Genomic DNA, 17086 nt, shown 5'->3' with positions numbered 1-17086 from the left:
CCGTTCGGTCACTGCCGCCGTCGCCGCACTGCCTGTTTCGCGAGTTCCGCCATGTCGATCCTGTCCGCCTCCGCTTCCGACGCCGCCATGACGCGCAACGGCGCCCGCCGCGCCCTGCTGGCGCTGGGCGGCGCCATCGCCCTTTGCGGCCTCGCCCTGCCCGGCGCCTCCGCCGCCCGCGCCGAGGCCCCGGCCGCCGTGTCCTCAGCGACTAGCATCGACATCGCCGCCGCCTCTCCGTTTGAACTGGCCGAAACGTCAAAGGCCATGTGGGCGCGCGGCGACCGGTTGCAGGCGGCCTTCTGGTTCTACGTCTTCCAGATCCGCACCGCCCCCTGGGCCGAGGCGCAGCCGGACCTGCTGCCCCTGCGCGGTTCGATCAACGACAGCCTTGGCCGCACGGTCAATGAATGGCTGGCCTCGGACATAGAGGCCTGGGAAGACCTGGCCGAACGCGCCATCGCCTATGAGGCGGCGCAACCCCTATGGAGCGACCGGCCCGAAGGGCTGGACGCCGCTGAATGGCAGGACCGGGTCGAGCGCGGCCGCGCGACCTATGCCCGCGATTTCCGTCAGGTCTTCGCCAGTTTCGACGCCGGAGACATCGCCGCCATGCGCCGTGAGCACGACCTGCCCGTCGGCCCTCTGGACCAGCCCGGCGCCCCGCTGGACCCCAGCTGGCGCTGACGCCCCGGCGCCGCTCTCCCCGCTAAGATTCTTCTAAGACTATCGTCGTTATGTCTGGGGGAAGATGGGGGAAAAATAGAGCCATGCGCGCCATTCGAAACATGTCGGTCGCCGGAAAAATGCTTCTGGCGGGCGGCGCCGTAACCGGCATTCTGCTGCTGATCGCCGCCTTTGCGGTATCCCAATACACACGCACCATCGCACGCGGCCTGTCCCACGACTACGCCCAGGCCCTGAGCCAGAGCGCCGTCGCCAGCGTCGACGGCCAGATCGCCGAGGCCTCGGCCGTCGCCCGCACCCTGGCCGACACCGTGGGTCAGGCCCACGCCTCGGGCATCCGCGACCGCACCGCCGTCATGGCGATGCTGAAGCCCGCCGCCACCGCGACGCCTCTGGTCATGGGCAGCTGGTTCATGGCCTCGCCCGACGCCTTTGACGGACGCGACGCCGAAATGGCCGGGCGCACCGCCACCGGCTCGAACACCGAAGGCCGCTTCCTGCCCTATTGGGTCAATGAGACCGGAAAGATCACCCTGCAGCCGCTGGATACCGGCTCGGACTACGACCAGGCCTATTTCACCCAGCCCACCCGCACCGGCAAACCCGCCATCATCGAACCCTACGCCTATGATGTCGGCGGCAAGTCGGTGCTGATGACCTCCATCGCCTATCCGGTCATGTCGGGCGGAAAGATGATCGGCGTCGCCGGTCTGGATCTGGCGCTGGACGACATCTCGACCGTGCTGGGCCGGATGAAGCCATTCGGATCGGGCCGGACCATGCTGCTGACCGCCGCCGGAAACTGGGCGTCCCACCCCAACGCCGCCCTGCGCACCAAACCCTATGCCGAGGCGGGCGCCGACGCTGTGCGCACCGTGTTGAGCGCGGGCAAGCCCGCAGAGCTGAACGACCTGCGCGACCTGTCGGGCCAGAAGATCGAGCGTCTGGTCACGCCCGTTCCGCTGAAGGGGCTGGGCGCGACCTGGGGGCTGGTGACGGACATTCCCACCAGTGCCATCAACGGCCCCTCGGACCGGCTGGCCATCGCCATGATGGTGGGCGGACTGGTCATTCTGGGCATGGTTCTGGCCTGTCTGTTCGTGGCCAGCGACCGGGTGGTGCGCCGTCCGCTGGCGCGGCTGACCGCCTCGGTCAACACGCTGAATCAGGGCCGTTATGACGTCGCGGTTCAGGGCGTCGACAGCGGTGACGAGGTCGGCGGCATCGCCCGCGCCCTGGACGGCTTCCGTCACGATCTGGCCGAAACCGTGCGCCTGCGCGCCGAACAGGAACAGAACCGCACCGCCGCCGAGGCGGACCGCGAACGCAACGACGCCATCCGCCGCACGGCCGAGGAAGAACAGCGCCTCGTCGTCGCCTCTCTGGGCGAGGGCTTGGAGCGTCTGTCGACCGGCGACCTGACCTATCGCCTGCGCGCCGAATTCCCCGCCGACTACCGCAAGCTGCATCAGGACTTCAACGCCGCCATGCAGCAGTTGGAACAGACGATGACCGTCATCATCGGCAGCGCCCGCGGCATCGGCTCGACCACGTCAGAGATCAGCCAGGCGTCCGACGACCTGTCGCGCCGCACCGAACAGCAGGCCGCCAGCCTCGAAGAAACAGCCGCCGCGCTTGAACAGGTGACGACCACCATCCGCCACGCCTCGGACGGCGCCGAGCGCGCCCGCGACATCGTCGAGACGACGCGCGGCAACGCCGAACGCAGCGGCGCCGTGGTGCAGGAAACGGTCGCCGCCATGACCGCCATCGAACAGTCGTCCAGCCAGATCGCCCAGATCACCGGCGTCATCGACGAAATCGCCTTCCAGACCAATCTGCTGGCGCTGAACGCGGGCGTCGAGGCGGCGCGCGCGGGCGACGCCGGGCGCGGCTTCGCCGTCGTGGCCTCCGAAGTGCGCGCCCTGGCCCAGCGCTCGGGCGAGGCGGCCAAGGAAATCCGCGCCCTGATCGGCGCCAGCACCGAACGGGTCAATCAGGGCGTCCGTCTGGTCGACGACACCGGCGGCGCCCTGGCGCGCATCATCACCGAGGTCACGGAAATCAGCGGCCTTGTCTCCGACATCGCCGCCTCGGCCCGCGAACAGGCCGTTGGCCTGGGCCAGATCAACGTCGCCGTCGCCCAGATGGACCAGATGACCCAGCAGAACGCCGCCATGGTCGAGGAATCCACCGCCGCCGCCCATGCCCTGGCGCAGGAAACCGCCAGCCTGGGCGAGCTGATGGCCCGCTTCCGCACCGGCGACAGCGCCGTCGACGCACCTGCGCCGACCGCCCGCCCGGAGGCGCCCTCCGCCCCGGTCGTGGCCCTGAAGACCGTCGGCGGACGCGGCGTATCCAGCGCCGTCGCCGCTGATGACTGGGAGGAATTCTAAACACGGCGACACAGACGCCGGACAGGTGCGGGCTTGCCAGCGGGCGCTGATCGGCTCACGAAGCCTGATGCGCTCAGCCTTAGCCATCGCCGTCATCGCGGCCCTTGTCTCGAGTCCCGCCATGTCCCAGTCGCCGTCCGCCCTGTCCAACACCGCCCCGTGGGATCAGGCCTTCCTGCCGCCCGCCCCGGCGTGGCAGGGCGCCAGCCGCGCCCTGCTGCGAGGCGCCTCTGATCCTTGGGTCACGGGGTTCGAGGCCGATGCGGCGCATGACTTCTCGCCCAACTACGCCGACACCCGCGCCTGGTTCGACAAACTGGACGCCGCCAGCGACCTGATCCGCATCGAACAGTTCGGAACCTCGCCGGAAGGCCGCCCGATCTACGCGGTGATCGCGTCCAAGGACGGCGCGACCTTCGATCCGTCCAAACCCGTCCTGCTGGCCCAGGCCGGCATCCACCCGGGCGAGATCGACGGCAAGGACGCGGGCATGATGCTGCTGCGCGACATCGCCTTTTACGGAAAAGACAGCCTGCTGGACGGGGCCAACCTGATCCTGATCCCGATCCTCAGCGTGGACGGGCATGAGCGGACCGGCCCCTACTCCCGCCCCAACCAGCGCGGGCCGCGCAATCAGGGCTGGCGCCACACGGCGACGAACCAGAACCTGAACCGCGACTTCATGAAGCTGGATCAGGCCGAGATGCAGGCCGTCATGGGCCTGATCCACAAATATCAGCCGGACCTCTACGTCGACATCCACGTCACCGACGGCATCGATTATCAGTATGATGTCACCTTCGGCTACAACGGCGAAGACGGCGTCTGGAGCCGCAGCCCGGCCATCGCCTCATGGCTGGACGCCGCCTTCAAGCCCGCCATGTATGAGGCGCTGGAGACGCAAGGGCACATCCCCGGCGAACTGGTCTTCGCCATCGACGACCGCGACCCGAAGAAGGGGCTGAACGACGGCGGTCTGGGCGAGCGTTTCTCCAACGGCTGGGGTTCGGCGGCCCATATCCCGACCATTCTGATCGAAAACCACAGCCTGAAGCCGCACGAACAGCGGGTGCTGGGCACCTACGTCTTCCTCGAACAGGCGCTGAAGCTGCTGGCCGAAAAGTCAGGCGACCTGCGCGCCGCCATCGCCGCCGACCGCGCCCTGCGCCCCGCCGAACTGCCCGCCAATTTCGACAGCGACGAGACGCCCTCGCACACCCGCCCCTTCAAGGGCATCCGCTATGAGACGTTCGACAGCATCGCCTCAGGCCGCCCCGAAATCCGCTGGCTGGGCCAGCCGGACGCCGAACTGTGGCCCATGCCCTTCTATGGCTCCCACCCGACGCTGACGCTGAAGCGGCCGAGCGCCTATTGGGTGCCGTCCTATCGTCAGGACGTGATCGAGCGCCTGCGCGTCCACGGCGTGCAGATGGAGGTGCTGGACGCCCCGCGCACCGTCGCCGTCGACATGCTGCGTCTCGTCGATCCCAAGGTGTCGGCCCGCACCAATGAAGGCCATGTGCCGATCTCGGTCAGCGCAGTCCGGGCCGAGGCCCACGACTGGGCCTTCCCCATCGGCTCCGTCCGCGTGCCGACCGATCAGCCGATGGGCGACGTCGCCATCCTGCTGCTGGAGCCGCAGTCGAACGAGAGCTTCTTCGCCTGGGGCATGTTCCCCGAGGTGCTGAACCGCGTCGAATACATCGAGGCCTACGCCATCGCGCCTCTGGCCGAAAAGATGCTGGCCGCTGATCCGGCGCTGAAGGCCGCGTTCGAGGCCAAGCTGGCCGCCGATCCCGCCTTCGCCGCCGACGGCGACGCGCGTCTGGCCTGGTTCTATGAGCGCACCCCCTTCTACGACCAGCGCTATCGCCTCTATCCGGTGGGGCGCGAGAATTGAGCCTGATCCCGACCATTCAGGCCGCCGCCCTGTGGGGCGGTCTGCTGATCCTTCTGCTGATCGTCCTGTCGGGCGTGGTGGTGCGGCGACGCCGTCAGCATCTGGTCGAGTTCGGCGACGGCGGCGTGCGTGAACTGGTCTGCGCCAGCCGCGCCTTCGCCAATGCGACCGAGTACATTCCCGCCGGGATAGGCGGCCTGATCCTGCTGGCCTTCCTCGGGGCCCCGGCCATGCTGATCCATGCGGTCGGCGGCATGCTTTTCGCCGGACGGGTGATCCATGCGCTGGGCCTGCTGTTTCAGGACGGACCGTCGCTGGGCCGGTCGATCGGCATGATCCTGACGTGGCTGGCGCTTCTGGTGGCGGCGCTGAGCCTGATCGCTTGGTCGATTTTGTAAGAGAGGCGACCAAAGAAGCCGACCCTCTCCCGGCGGGAGAGGGCTTGAGCGCACGGCGGCGCAGCCGTCGTTCTGGCGCGAAAGGGTGAGGGGCTTGTCCCGTCAGTCGGCGTAAGCCGTCGCGCCACGGCCTTACGGCCGACTTCACTCGCGAACCCTCACCCTTTCGCCTTAGCCAATCGCTACGCTCTTGGAGGCTCAAGCCCTCTCCCATCAGGAGAGGGCGACAACGGTTGCAGCCAGCCCTTCCGTCCGCCATATCGGGGCATGTCCGATAAGACGCCATCCCCCGACATCCTGAACGATCTGATCTCCGCCGCGCTGAAGGCCGGCGCTGATGCGGCCGAGGCCGTGTCCGCCCATCGCGCCTCCCTGTCCGTCGGCGTGCGCAACGGCGCGCTGGAAGACGTCGAGCGTGAAGAGGCCCGCGATCTGGGCCTGCGCGTCTTCATCGGGCGGCGTCAGGCGACGGTGTCCGCCTCCGACCTGTCTGACGCGACCCGCGCCCGTCTGGTCGAGCGCGCCGTGGCGATGGCGAAGCTGGCGCCCGAAGACCCCTACGCCGCCCTCGCGCCGCAGGACCGTCTGGCCGCCGCGCCGCACGCGGACCTCGACCTCTATGATCCCTCCGAACGCTCGGCCGAGGCGCTGGAGGCCGCCGCCGCCGAGGCGGAAGCCGCCGCCCTGGCTGTATCGGGCGTTTCCAAATCCGAGGGCGGCCACGCCTCATGGTCGGCCAGCGAATGGCGCCTCGTCACCTCGCACGGCTTCGACGGCCGCCATCGCGGCAGCGCCTTCTCGCTAGGCGTCGGCGTCATCGCCGAGAAGGACGGCGCCATGGAGCGCGGCGGCGAAAGCCGCGCCGTCCGCCACCTGTCCGACCTGCCCGACGCCGCCTCCATCGGCCTGAAGGCGGGCGAGCGCGCCGTCGCCCGCGTCGGCCCGCGCAAGATCGCCTCGACCACCGCCCCCGTCATCTTCGAGAACCGCGTGGCGACGCAGGTGCTGTCGCCGCTGCTGGGCGCCATTTCCGGCCCGTCGATCGCGCGCGGCAGCTCCTTCCTGAAGGACAAGCTGAACCAGAGCATCCTGCCGACCGGCGTTGATCTGGTCGACGACCCGTTCCGCCCGCGCGGCCTCGGCTCCACCCCCTTCGACGATGAAGGCGTAGCCGTCGAACGGCGCGAGATCGTCAGCAACGGCGTCCTGACCACCTGGCTGCTGAACACGGCCTCGGCGGCCCAGTTGGGTCTTCAGACCACCGGCCACGCCTCGCGCGGGCTGGCCGGACCGTCAGGCGTCTCGACCCACAACCTGCACCTGACGCCGGGCGAAGGCGATCTGGACGCCCTGATGGCGCAGGCCGGGACGGGCCTTTTGATCACCTCCATGTTCGGCCCCTCGCTGAACGGCAACACCGGCGACTGGTCGGCGGGCGTGTCCGGCTTCTGGTTCGAGAACGGTCAGCGCGCCTATCCGGTCAGCGAAGTCACCGTCGCGGGCAATCTGATCGAGCTCTACGCCCGCCTGCAGCGCGCCGGGGATCTGGAGTTCCGGGGCTCGTTCAACAGCCCCTCCCTGCTGTTCGACAAGGTGGCGATCGCAGGCAAATGAGCGATGCTTCTTCAGCGCTCTGGGCCGCCGACCTCGCCCTGATCCGCGACGCGGCCCTGGCCGCCGGTCGGCTGGCGCTCGAACACCGCGAGGCCGGGCTGAAGGTCTGGTCCAAGGATGGCGGCTCGCCCGTCACCAGCGCCGATCTGGCGGTGGACGAACTGCTGCGCGACGCTCTGCTGACCGCCCGCCCCGACTACGGCTGGCTGTCCGAGGAAACGGCCGACAGCACCGACCGCCTGTCGAAGAAGCGCATCTTCGTCGTCGACCCGATCGACGGCACCGTCGCCTTCATGAAGAACAAGCCGTGGTGGTGCGTGCCCATCGCCGTGGTCGAGGACGGTCGCCCCGTCGCCGCCGTCATCCACGCCCCGATGATGGACGAGGTGTTCGAGGCCACGTTGGGCGGCGGCGCCCGCCTTCAGGGCCGCCCCATCAGCGCCTCCGACACCGACGATCTGGAGGACGCCGAGCTTCTGGCCGACGCCCGGCTGATGGAGGCGCGCGAATGGGACGAGCCGTGGCCGCCGATGCGTTTCTCAAAGCGCAACGCCCTGGCCTATCGCATGGCGCTGGTGGCGGCCGGGGCCTTCGATGCGGCCATCGCCATCAGCCCCAAATGGGACTGGGACGTCTGCGCCGGATGCCTGATCGCCGAGGAGGCAGGGGCGAAGGTCAGCGACCATATGGGCCGTCCGTGGCGCTTTAATCGCCCCGATCCGCGTCAAACCAGCCTGATATGCGCCGCACCGGCCCTTCACCCGTTGATCGTGAGGCGCACAGCGCCTATCCCGCTGGCCATCTGACATTCCTCCCGCAATGGACCCCCTCTCCATGGCCGACTCTCACGACCCCCAACTGCTTCACCTCGTCATCGGCGGCGAAATGCGCCACCCGGCCGAGCCCGTCTTCCGCGACCTGTCGCAGGTCGAGTTCGTCGGCGCCTTCGGCAGCTATGACGAAGCCAAGAAGGCGTGGAAGGCCCGCGCCCAGGCGACCGTCGACAACGCCCACATGCGCTATTTCATCCTGCATGCGCACAAGCTGATCGACCCGCGCACCGACGTCTGATCGTCCGATCACGGCAGGGTCACGCCGCCGTTCCGGAACCGCAGGGGCGGCTGATGCGCTTTCGTATCAGTCGCCTTTGTCATGAACAGGATCAGCCATGCTGCCATCGCTCATCGTCCTGCTTCTGGTGGTCGTCGCCATCGCCGCCATCGTCTGGGTCGTGCGCAAGGGGCCGACGCATATCGACCGCCGCCCCCATGACCGGGACACGGCGTGGAACGACCCGATGGCCTCATCCGACAGGAAACCCGGACCTTGACCCTGTTCGGCCAGACGATCGACGCCCAGCAGCTGTTCAGCCTGATCTCGCTGATCGCCATGCTGGGGCTGTGGCTGGCCGTCCTGTCGCGCCAGCGCCGCCACGCCCGCGACCTGAAACGCCTGCAACAGGAACAGGCCGCGCGCGAAGCCGCCGCCGCCACGCCCCCTTCACCCGGAACCGGCCCCTGGGGCTGAACCGTCCTATTCGCGTTTCAGCAGCCGGTCGACGATCAGCCTGCCCCACCAGCCCGACTTGAACTCTTCGCGGATCGCCTTGGGGTCATAGGCGTCGCTCTCGACCCAGTCCTCGAAGCTGACGCCCGTCGGCTCGATCTCATCGACGTATTTTTCCAGCGTATAGTCCAGCACGCCGGTCATGCCCTCGCGGCTGTGCAGGGTGCGCTTGCTTAGCTCCGACATGGCCGCCGAAATCGGTTCGCCCAGATGAAAGTGGCGATAGAAGACCGCCATCATCCCCGCCCGGTCCGCCCCCGACTTGCAGTGGATCAGGGCGGGATACTCCATCGTCTGGAACAGTTCCCTGGCCCGGCGCACCCGGTCCTTGCCGGGTGCATCGCGTGAATCCAGCGGCGCGTCGATCAGCGTCAGGCCCAGCCGCGCGCAGGCGTCCTTCTCCAGCCAGTAATAGGCCTCGTCCCTCTCGCCGCGCAGGTTGACGATGGTTTTGATCCCCTGCCGCTTCCACCAGGCCAGCTGGCGCGGCGACGGCTGATTGGTCCGCACCAGGTCCGGGTCCAGCCAGTGGGCGTTGGTGAACGCCGTGCGCAGGAAGGCGTGATCCGCCCAGAAATAGGACCAGTGCGCCTTGAAACGGCCGAATGGCGTAGTCAGATCGTAGCGCCCCATGACGGCGGGGATAGCGCCGTTTGCCTCCGGCGTCACCCGTCCGGCGCCGTCCCGGTTGCGTGGGGCCGCTTGACTTGACGCCCAAGCCGTTCGACCGAAGGCCGATGACTGTTCCCGCACCCCATGACGACGCCCGCGAGCCGCTGCGGCCCCTGCTCGCCCGCATCTGGCGGGAATATCTGTCACGGCACAAGCCGGCCTTCTTCAGCTCCATGCTGCTGGCGGGCGTATCAGGCGGTCTGACGGCCCTGCTGCTGAAGTTCCTGGAACCGGCCATCGACCTGCTGTTCGGCCGGCACGACGGGCCGGTGACGATCTGGAACACCGTCACCCTTCCGGCGGACAAGGTGCTGATCGCCATTCCCCTGTTCATCATCGTCGTGGCGGTGATCCGGTCGCTGGCCATGGCGGGTCAGGCGGCGCTGGTGAACCGGCTGGGTCACGGCATTGTCGGCGACATCCAGAAACAGCTGTTCTCGGGCATGATCCGGGCCGACCTGTCGCGCCTGCGCAGCCAGCATTCGGGGACGTTTATCTCTTCCGTCCTGTTCGACGCCAATCTGGTGCGCGAGGCCTTCACCTCGGGCGTGGTCAACTACACCCAGAACGCCCTGATGCTGCTGGGCGTCGTCGTAGCCATGGGCTTCATCGACCTGCCGCTGACGCTGATCGTTCTGCTGGGCGTGCCGCTGGTCAGCTGGATCATCGGCCGCTTCGGCAAGAAGTCGCGCAAGGCCGCCCACGGCGCCATGGTCGAGACCGAAGCCCTGTCCAGCGCCCTGATGGAAAACCTCGACGGCGTCCGCGTCATCAAGATCGAGAACCGCGAAACGGCCGAGGAAGCCCGCGTCTCCACCGTCATCGACCGCCGCCAGCGTCACATCATCAAGGGCGCCGACAGCCGCGCCTTCGCCGGTCCGGCCAGCGACATCGTCGCCTACGCCATCGTCGCCGCCGTCATGGCCTATGCGGGCTGGAACGCCAGTCAGGGGCGGATGACGGTCGGCGCCTTCGCCTCCTTCATCGGCATGTTGCTGCTGGCCGGTCAGGCCCTGCGTCAGGTGACGAACCTGACCACGGTGCTCAGCGAAGGCTTCGCCGCCGCGCGTCGCCTGTTCGCCGCCCTGGATATCGAGCCGGAGATCCGCGAGGCCAACGACGCCGCCGTCGTCGCCCCCGGCCCCGTCACCATTGCGCTGGATCACGTCAGCTTCGCCTATCATGCGGGCGAGGACGGCGCCGCCCCGACCCTGTCGGACGTCAGCCTGCACGTCGGGCCGGGCGAGACCATCGCCCTTGTCGGCCCGTCGGGCGGCGGCAAGTCGACCATCCTCAGCCTGCTGCCGCGTTTCTATGATGTGACGGCGGGGCGTGTGACGCTGAACGGCCGCGACATCCGCGAGCTGAGCCTGCCGTCCTTGCGCGACCATATCGGACTGGTGACGCAGGAGCCCTTCCTGTTCGACGACACCATCGCCGCCAACATCGCCTATGGCCGCCCCGGCGCCTCGGCCGAGGACATCGTGGCCGCTGCCCGCGCCGCCGCCGCCCACGACTTCATCGCCGCCCTGCCCGAAGGCTACGCCACCCGCGTCGGCGAAGCCGGGCTGCGGCTGTCCGGCGGCCAGCGCCAGCGCATCGCCATCGCCCGCGCCTTCCTGAAGGACGCCCCCATCCTGCTGCTGGACGAAGCCACCAGCGCGCTGGACACCGAGAGCGAGGCCGTCGTGCAGGCGGCGCTGGAGCGGCTTATGGACGGCCGCGCCACCCTGATGATCGCCCACCGCCTGTCGACGGTGAAGAACGCCGACCGCATCTATGTCATCGACGGCGGCCGCGTGGTCGAGGAAGGAACCCACGACGCCCTTGTCGCGCGCGGCGGCCTCTACGCCCGTCTGGCCCGCCAACAGTCGCTGGACGGCGAGCAGGCCAGTGATCGGGCCAGTGATCGGGCGGCCGCCCTGCCCGGTTTCAACAGCCTGCCCCCTCTGGCCGAACTGCCTGACGAGACGGGCGCATGAGGCCCCTGCGCAACCCCGCCATCCAGAACGCCCTGGCCTGGACCCTGGCCCAGTGGATGCGCTTCTGCATCGCCACCACCCGCTGGACCCATGAGAACCAGCACCTACCCGAAGAGATCTGGCGCGACGGCGGCGGGGTGCTGTGCGCCTTCTGGCACTCGCGCATTGCTCTGGCGCCGTCCTGCTGGCCGCGCGACCGCGCCCAGCCCGCCAAGGTGCTGATCTCCCTGTCCGCCGATGGCGAGTTCATCGCCAAGGCCGTTTCGCGTCAGGGCTTCCCAGCCGTGCGCGGCTCCTCGACCAACAAGGACAAGGCGGAAAAGGCCAAGGGCGGCACCCAGGCCCTGCGCGACGGGCTGAAACAGTTGAAGGTCGGCGCCCTGGCCCTGACTCCCGACGGCCCGCGCGGCCCCGCCCGCCAGATGGCCGAGGGCCTGCCCCTGATGGCCAAGATTTCGGGCGCGCCCGTGCTGCTGATCGGCATGTCGTGCAATCCGGCGATCCGGCTGAAAAGCTGGGACCGCGCCCTGCTGCCCCTGCCCTTCGGCAAGGGCGCCGTCGTCTGGGACCGGGTCGACTGGCCTGAAGGCGGCGATCTGGCCGAGGTCGCCGCCGAATGGGGCGAACGCCTGACCGCCGTCGAGGCCCGCGCCGACGCCCTCACCGGGCTGGAGCGCGTCTGAGCGTGTCCTTCAGCCCCGCCCTGATCGTCTATCAGCTGTTGACCCGGCTGCTGGAGCCGCTGGCCCCGCGCCTGCTGGACGCCCGCGTCAAGAAGGGCAAGGAAGACCCCGCCCGCGTCGACGAACGGCTGGGCCTGCCCGGCATGGCGCGCCCCGACGGGCCTCTGGTCTGGATCCACGGCGTCAGCGTCGGCGAGGCCCTGTCCATCCTTCCGCTGGCCGAGCGCATCCGTAAGGACCGCCCCGACGTGACCGTGCTGGTCACCACCGGCACGCTGACCTCGGCTCAGGTGCTGGCGACGCGCCTGCCGCGCGGCGTCATCCATCAGTTCGCCCCGGTGGACGCCCCCTCGGCGGTCGCGGCCTTCCTCGACCACTGGCGACCCAACGTCGGCGTCTTCGTCGAGAGCGAGCTGTGGCCCAACCTTCTGACCACAGCCCGCAAACGCGGCGTGCCTCTCGCCTTGGTCAGCGCCCGCATCACCGACAAGACGGCGCAGGGCTGGAAGAAGGCCCCCGGCATGGCCCGCGCCCTGATGAACGGTTTCCAGCACGTCTGGCCCCAGGATCAGGACAGCGCCGACCGCCTGACGGCGCTGGGCGCCCGCGTCGACGGTCAGGTGAACCTGAAGCTGTCCGGCGAGCCCCTGCCCTATGACAAGGGCGAGTTCGCCCGCCTGTCGGCCCTGATCGACGACCGCCCCGTCGTCGTCGCCGCCAGCACCCATGAGCATGAGGAAATGGCCATCGTCGGCGCGCTGGACCATCTGGCCGACCGCCTGTTCCTGATCGTCGCGCCGCGCCACCCGGAACGCGGCGACGCCATCGCCGACGCCCTGACCCGCGACGGCTACGGCTTCGCACGGCGCAGTCAGGGCCAGCCGATCTGCGACCAGACCGACATCTATCTGGCCGATACGCTGGGCGAACTGGGCCTGTTCCTTCGGCTGGCCGATGTGGTGGTCATGGGCGGCTCCTTCGCCCCGGCGCTGGGCGGCGGTTCGGTCGGCGGCCACAATCCGCTGGAGCCTGCCCGCCTCGCCAAGCCTATCGTCACCGGCCCCGACGCCAGCAACTGGCAGGCCGTGACCCGGATGCTGAAACAGGCGGGCGGCCTCGTCTCCGTCCTGTCGCCCGCCGAACTGCCCTCGGTCGTCGGTCCCATGCTGGCCGACCCCGAGGCCGCCCGCGACATGGGCGAGCGCGCCCGCCGCTCCGCCGAGGCCGCCGCCGCCGGGCTGGACCGCCTGTGGCTGGCGCTTCAGACCCACCTGCCCGCCGCTCCTTCACGCAGGCGCCCATGAAACTGAACACCCCCCGCTGGTGGTATAGTCGCGACCGCCGCCACGCCCCGATGACGCGAATGATGCTCAAGCCCGCCTCATGGCTGTGGGCGAGCGTCACGGCGCGCAAGATCGCCCGCGCCACGCCGGTCGATCCGGGCGCGGCGGTCATCTCCATCGGCAATCTGACGGTTGGCGGCTCGGGCAAGACTCCGGTCGCGCGCGAAACGCTGCGCCTGCTGCGCGCTCAAGGCGTCGAGGCCGCCGCCCTGTCGCGCGGCTATGGCGGCAGGCTGGAAGGCCCTGTCCGCGTCGACCTGACCCAACACACAGCCGCCGACGTCGGCGACGAACCCCTGATGCTGGCGCAAAACGCCCCCGCATGGATCGCGCGGGACCGCGTGGCGGGCGCCCGCGCCGCCGCGGCTGACGGCGCCGCCGCCCTCGTTCTGGACGACGGCCATCAGAACCCGGCGCTGAAAAAGACCCTCAGCCTGATCGTGGTCGATGGCGAGACGCGCGGCGACGAATGGCCCTTCGGCGACGGCTCGGTCTTCCCCTCCGGCCCGATGCGCGAGCCGCTGAAGGCCGGGCTGGCGCGCGCCGACGGCGTGATCGTCATGCTGCCGACCGACATGGACGCCGCCGATCCCGAGCTGTTGGAGGTCTTCGGCGACCTGCCCGTCTTCATCGCCCGGCTGGAACCCGCCGCCCCGCCCCCGCCCGGCCCTCAGGTCGGCTTCGCCGGCATCGCCAAGCCGTGGAAGGTCGAGCGATCCCTGATCGCCGCCGGCTGCGACCTGAAGGATTTCGTCCCCTTCCCCGACCACGCCGCCCTGTCCGACCGCGACTACGCCTTCCTGAAGGACCGCGCCGCCGTCTATGAGGCGGGCCTCGTCACCACCGAAAAGGACTGGGTGCGCCTGACGCCCGAACAGCGCGCCGCCATCGCCGCCTGGCCTGTCGCCGCCCGGTTCGAGGACGAGGCGGGCTTCACCGCCTTCCTGATGCGCGCGCTCTGATTTTTCCGACAATCGGCCAGCCTGCCCCTGCGCCTGTGCCAGACTGCCCTGTCCGCCACAGGGGATTTCAGACGTTTCAGACGAATTGGACTCTCTTTTTTCTCCTTCTCCCCTTGTGGGAGAAGGTGGCTGGCGGAGCCAGACGGATGAGGGGGTGTCAGCGCCACAGCCGAATTTCTCGCCTCAGCCGCCCGCGCCTCTTTTTCGCACCACCGCGTCGCCCCCCCTCATCCGAGCGCCTCCGGCGCCCACCTTCTCCCACAAGGGGAGAAGGGCTTAAACACCGACATCGCCGCCCGCCGTCTTGACTCCCCGCCCCTCTGGACCGACACGACCCAACCATGATCACGCGCTATTCCCGCCCCGACGCCGTCGCCATCTGGTCGCAAGAGACCAAGTACAAGATCTGGTTCGAGATCGAGGCCCACGCCGCCACCAAGATGGCCGAGCTGGGCGTGATTCCGAAGGAATCGGCCGAGGCCATCTGGGCCAACGGCAAGGATGCGACCTTCGACGCCGACCGCATCGACGAGATCGAGCGCACCACCAAGCACGACGTCATCGCCTTCCTGACCCACGTCGCTGAAATCGTCGGCGAGGAAGCCCGCTTCCTGCACCAGGGCATGACCTCTTCGGACGTTCTGGACACCTGTTTCGCGGTGCAGTTGGCGCGCTCGACCGACCTGCTGCTGGGCGGCGTCGACCGGGTTCTGGCCGCGCTGGAGACCCGCGCCAAGGAGCACAAATACACCCCGACCGTCGGCCGCTCGCATGGCATCCACGCCGAGCCCGTCACCTTCGGCCTGAAGCTGGCCGGCTATCACGCCGAGTTCCAGCGCGCCAAGCGCCGCCTGACTGTCGCCCGTGAAGAGATCGCCACCTGCGCCATCTCGGGCGCCGTCGGCACCTTCGCCAACGTCGATCCGGCGGTCGAGCAATACGTCGCCGACCAGATGGGCCTCGCCGTCGAGCCCGTCTCGACCCAGGTCATCCCGCGTGACCGTCACGCCGCCTATTTCGCCGCCCTCGGCGTCGTCGCCTCCTCGGTCGAGCGCCTAGCCGTCGAGATCCGCCACCTTCAGCGCACCGAGGTCCTCGAAGCCGAGGAGTTCTTCGACAAGGGCCAGAAGGGCTCGTCGGCCATGCCGCACAAGCGCAACCCGATCCTGACCGAGAACCTGACGGGCCTCGCCCGTCTGGTCCGCTCGGCCGTGACCCCGGCGATGGAGAACGTCGCCCTGTGGCACGAGCGGGACATCAGCCATTCCTCGGTCGAGCGCGGCATCGGCCCGGACGCCACCATCCATCTGGATTTCGCCCTGCACCGTCTGGCGAACGTGATCGAGCGCCTGAACGTCTATCCTGAAAACATGCAGAAGAACCTCGACCGTCTGGGCGGCCTGGTCTTCTCGCAACGGGTCATGCTGGCCCTGACCCAGGCGGGCGTCTCGCGTGAAGACGCCTATGCGGCGGTTCAGGAGAACGCCATGAAGGTCTGGCGCGGCGAAGGCGCCTTCATCAACTTCCTGAAGGCCGACGCCCGCGTCACCCTGCCCCACGACCAGCTCGAAGCCCTGTTCGACCTCGGCTACCACACCAAGAACGTCGACGTGATCTTCGACCGGGTGTTCGGGGCATGATTCCGGCAGGCGGCCTGGCGCTCAACCCCGCGCTGGTCGCCGCCGACTACGCGGAGGTCTACGCCCGCGACGGCATGGTGCAGATCAGCGACTTCCTGACCGAGGAAAGCGCCGAATGGCTGGCGACAACCCTGGAACGGGCCACGCCCTGGCGGCTGGCTTTATCGCAGCAGGGCAAGGGCCAGATACTGAAGGCGGACGAGGCCCGCGCTCTGGGCGCCGCCGAGATGCAAAGACGGGTCGGCGCCGCAGCGGCTGAAGCCGCCGCCGGTTTCGCCTTCGTCTATCAGGCCTATCCGATCATCAGCGCCATGCTGGATGGCGAAGACGCCGGCCATCCGACCCACCTTCTGGTCGAATTTTTCAACAGTCCGGCGTTTATCGCCTTCGCCCGAACCGTGACCGGCGAAAGCGGACTGACGAAGATCGACGCCCAGGCGACCTGTTTCCAGCCAGGTAATTTCCTGACCCTGCACGACGACACCGGGGATGGAGAGCGACGCGCCGCCTATACTCTTGGCCTGACACGAGAGTGGCGCGCCGACTGGGGCGGCCAGCTTCTGTTTCATGATGAAGGCGGCGACGTTTTGCGCGGCTTCAAACCGCGTTTCAACGCCTGGACGCTGTTCCGGACGCCGCAACTGCATTCCGTGTCCCAGGTCGCCAACTACGCAGCCAAACCACGTCTGACGGTCACCGGCTGGCTGCGCGACGACCCGCCGCACAGGCGAGGCTGACCCCATGCGCAGCGTCGGCTTCGATCCTGTTGTCGACGCGCGCACCCGGCTGCTGATCCTGGGCAGCCTGCCCGGCGACGCCTCGCTGAAGGCGGCCCAGTATTACGCCCATCCGCGCAACGGGTTCTGGCCTCTGGTCGGCGGCGTTCTGGGCGAGGATCTGCCGGCGCTGGACTATGACGCCCGGCTGGCGCGGCTGCGGGCGCGCGGCGTGGGCCTGTGGGACGTCATCGCCTCGGCGGAACGGTCGGGCAGTCTGGACGCCGCCATACGCTCGCCCGAAGCGGCCGATCTGGTCCGTCTGGCCGACAGCCTCCCCGACCTGCGCGCCGTCGCCTTCAACGGCGGGCTGGCGGCACGGCTGGGGCGGCGCATTCTGGGCGGGCGAGAGGGGCTTTCTCTGGTCGATTTGCCGTCTTCCAGCCCGGCGCACGCAATATCCTTGTCGGCAAAGGCGCAAAGCTGGGCCATACTGGGCGACTTCCTCCCTGACTAAGCCGACGACC

Annotated in this window: 17 protein-coding genes; 16 read left to right on the top strand and 1 reads right to left on the bottom strand. The window is 68.8% G+C overall.

Annotation, left to right across the window (positions count from 1 at the left end; all coding sequences use genetic code 11):
• Positions 1–51 precede the first annotated feature (51 nt).
• The 9 genes from ABE454_RS03400 (at position 52) to ABE454_RS03360 (ending at position 8522) form a co-directional block, all read left to right on the top strand.
• Positions 52–687, top strand: coding sequence for a hypothetical protein (locus tag ABE454_RS03400; RefSeq protein WP_346529032.1), 636 nt, complete (start codon positions 52–54; stop codon positions 685–687).
• Positions 688–770: 83 nt separating this feature from the next.
• Positions 771–3083, top strand: coding sequence for a methyl-accepting chemotaxis protein (locus tag ABE454_RS03395; RefSeq protein ID WP_346529030.1), 2313 nt, complete (start codon positions 771–773; stop codon positions 3081–3083).
• Between the two features lie 121 nt (positions 3084–3204).
• Positions 3205–4983, top strand: a complete 1779-nt coding sequence (locus ABE454_RS03390) for a M14 family metallopeptidase (RefSeq protein ID WP_346529105.1) — start codon at positions 3205–3207, stop codon at positions 4981–4983.
• A complete protein-coding gene (locus ABE454_RS03385; RefSeq protein WP_346529027.1) occupies positions 4980–5381 on the top strand; it encodes an MAPEG family protein in 402 nt (133 codons plus the stop codon). Before ABE454_RS03390 ends, ABE454_RS03385 begins: the two co-directional genes overlap by 4 nt.
• A gap of 267 nt (positions 5382–5648) precedes the next feature.
• On the top strand, positions 5649–6995 hold the full coding sequence (locus ABE454_RS03380; RefSeq protein ID WP_346529024.1) for a TldD/PmbA family protein: 1347 nt from the start codon (positions 5649–5651) through the stop codon (positions 6993–6995).
• The gene (locus tag ABE454_RS03375; protein ID WP_346529022.1) at positions 6992–7801 is read left to right on the top strand and encodes a 3'(2'),5'-bisphosphate nucleotidase CysQ; all 810 of its coding nucleotides are present in this window, start codon (positions 6992–6994) and stop codon (positions 7799–7801) included. The genes ABE454_RS03380 and ABE454_RS03375 overlap by 4 nt, the downstream gene beginning before the upstream one ends.
• 13 nt (positions 7802–7814) lie before the next feature.
• On the top strand, positions 7815–8066 hold the full coding sequence (locus ABE454_RS03370) for a DUF4170 domain-containing protein (RefSeq protein WP_346529019.1): 252 nt from the start codon (positions 7815–7817) through the stop codon (positions 8064–8066).
• A 97-nt stretch (positions 8067–8163) separates the two neighbouring features.
• Entirely contained in the window at positions 8164–8325 is a 162-nt protein-coding gene (locus tag ABE454_RS03365; protein ID WP_346529017.1) for a hypothetical protein, read from the top strand.
• The gene (locus ABE454_RS03360; protein ID WP_346529015.1) at positions 8322–8522 is read left to right on the top strand and encodes a hypothetical protein; all 201 of its coding nucleotides are present in this window, start codon (positions 8322–8324) and stop codon (positions 8520–8522) included. Before ABE454_RS03365 ends, ABE454_RS03360 begins: the two co-directional genes overlap by 4 nt.
• A 6-nt stretch (positions 8523–8528) precedes the next feature.
• Here the strand turns inward: ABE454_RS03360 and ABE454_RS03355 are convergent, their stop codons facing one another.
• Positions 8529–9194 (bottom strand): fused DSP-PTPase phosphatase/NAD kinase-like protein, encoded by a 666-nt coding sequence (locus tag ABE454_RS03355; protein ID WP_346529103.1) that lies wholly within the window; start codon positions 9192–9194, stop codon positions 8529–8531.
• A 104-nt stretch (positions 9195–9298) separates the two neighbouring features.
• Here ABE454_RS03355 and ABE454_RS03350 point away from each other — a divergent pair, with 104 nt between their 5' ends.
• The 7 genes from ABE454_RS03350 to ABE454_RS03320 all read left to right on the top strand — a co-directional run bounded on the left by ABE454_RS03350 (position 9299) and on the right by ABE454_RS03320 (position 17076).
• Positions 9299–11215 (top strand): ABC transporter ATP-binding protein, encoded by a 1917-nt coding sequence (locus tag ABE454_RS03350; RefSeq protein WP_346529013.1) that lies wholly within the window; start codon positions 9299–9301, stop codon positions 11213–11215.
• The gene (locus tag ABE454_RS03345; RefSeq protein WP_346529011.1) at positions 11212–11898 is read left to right on the top strand and encodes a lysophospholipid acyltransferase family protein; all 687 of its coding nucleotides are present in this window, start codon (positions 11212–11214) and stop codon (positions 11896–11898) included. Before ABE454_RS03350 ends, ABE454_RS03345 begins: the two co-directional genes overlap by 4 nt.
• 2 nt (positions 11899–11900) lie before the next feature.
• A complete protein-coding gene (locus tag ABE454_RS03340; RefSeq protein ID WP_346529007.1) occupies positions 11901–13202 on the top strand; it encodes a 3-deoxy-D-manno-octulosonic acid transferase in 1302 nt (433 codons plus the stop codon).
• A complete protein-coding gene (lpxK, locus tag ABE454_RS03335; RefSeq protein WP_346529005.1) occupies positions 13199–14203 on the top strand; it encodes a tetraacyldisaccharide 4'-kinase in 1005 nt (334 codons plus the stop codon). Before ABE454_RS03340 ends, lpxK begins: the two co-directional genes overlap by 4 nt.
• 341 nt (positions 14204–14544) lie before the next feature.
• A complete protein-coding gene (gene purB / locus ABE454_RS03330) occupies positions 14545–15843 on the top strand; it encodes an adenylosuccinate lyase (RefSeq protein ID WP_346529003.1) in 1299 nt (432 codons plus the stop codon).
• Complete coding sequence (locus ABE454_RS03325; protein ID WP_346529002.1) at positions 15840–16580, top strand: 2OG-Fe(II) oxygenase family protein; 741 nt, start codon at positions 15840–15842, stop codon at positions 16578–16580. The genes purB and ABE454_RS03325 overlap by 4 nt, the downstream gene beginning before the upstream one ends.
• A gap of 4 nt (positions 16581–16584) precedes the next feature.
• The gene (locus ABE454_RS03320; RefSeq protein ID WP_346529000.1) at positions 16585–17076 is read left to right on the top strand and encodes a DNA-deoxyinosine glycosylase; all 492 of its coding nucleotides are present in this window, start codon (positions 16585–16587) and stop codon (positions 17074–17076) included.
• Positions 17077–17086 lie beyond the last annotated feature (10 nt).

This window comes from Brevundimonas diminuta, from assembly GCF_039673845.1.
Classification (GTDB): domain Bacteria; phylum Pseudomonadota; class Alphaproteobacteria; order Caulobacterales; family Caulobacteraceae; genus Brevundimonas; species Brevundimonas diminuta_E.
This window is presented reverse-complemented; position numbering and strand designations above follow the sequence as displayed.

What these genes read in the sequence shown, in the direction of transcription:
- ABE454_RS03400 (WP_346529032.1), top strand. Translation starts at nt 52, where the DNA reads ATGTCGATCCTGTCCGCCTCCGCTTCCGACGCCGCCATGACGCGCAAC.
- ABE454_RS03395 (WP_346529030.1), top strand. Translation starts at nt 771, where the DNA reads ATGCGCGCCATTCGAAACATGTCGGTCGCCGGAAAAATGCTTCTGGCG.
- ABE454_RS03390 (WP_346529105.1), top strand. Translation starts at nt 3,205, where the DNA reads ATGTCCCAGTCGCCGTCCGCCCTGTCCAACACCGCCCCGTGGGATCAG.
- ABE454_RS03380 (WP_346529024.1), top strand. Translation starts at nt 5,649, where the DNA reads ATGTCCGATAAGACGCCATCCCCCGACATCCTGAACGATCTGATCTCC.
- ABE454_RS03375 (WP_346529022.1), top strand. Translation starts at nt 6,992, where the DNA reads ATGAGCGATGCTTCTTCAGCGCTCTGGGCCGCCGACCTCGCCCTGATC.
- ABE454_RS03370 (WP_346529019.1), top strand. Translation starts at nt 7,815, where the DNA reads ATGGACCCCCTCTCCATGGCCGACTCTCACGACCCCCAACTGCTTCAC.
- ABE454_RS03365 (WP_346529017.1), top strand. Translation starts at nt 8,164, where the DNA reads ATGCTGCCATCGCTCATCGTCCTGCTTCTGGTGGTCGTCGCCATCGCC.
- ABE454_RS03355 (WP_346529103.1), bottom strand. Translation starts at nt 9,194, where the DNA reads ATGGGGCGCTACGATCTGACTACGCCATTCGGCCGTTTCAAGGCGCAC.
- ABE454_RS03350 (WP_346529013.1), top strand. Translation starts at nt 9,299, where the DNA reads ATGACTGTTCCCGCACCCCATGACGACGCCCGCGAGCCGCTGCGGCCC.
- ABE454_RS03345 (WP_346529011.1), top strand. Translation starts at nt 11,212, where the DNA reads ATGAGGCCCCTGCGCAACCCCGCCATCCAGAACGCCCTGGCCTGGACC.
- lpxK (WP_346529005.1), top strand. Translation starts at nt 13,199, where the DNA reads ATGAAACTGAACACCCCCCGCTGGTGGTATAGTCGCGACCGCCGCCAC.
- purB (WP_346529003.1), top strand. Translation starts at nt 14,545, where the DNA reads ATGATCACGCGCTATTCCCGCCCCGACGCCGTCGCCATCTGGTCGCAA.
- ABE454_RS03325 (WP_346529002.1), top strand. Translation starts at nt 15,840, where the DNA reads ATGATTCCGGCAGGCGGCCTGGCGCTCAACCCCGCGCTGGTCGCCGCC.
- ABE454_RS03320 (WP_346529000.1), top strand. Translation starts at nt 16,585, where the DNA reads ATGCGCAGCGTCGGCTTCGATCCTGTTGTCGACGCGCGCACCCGGCTG.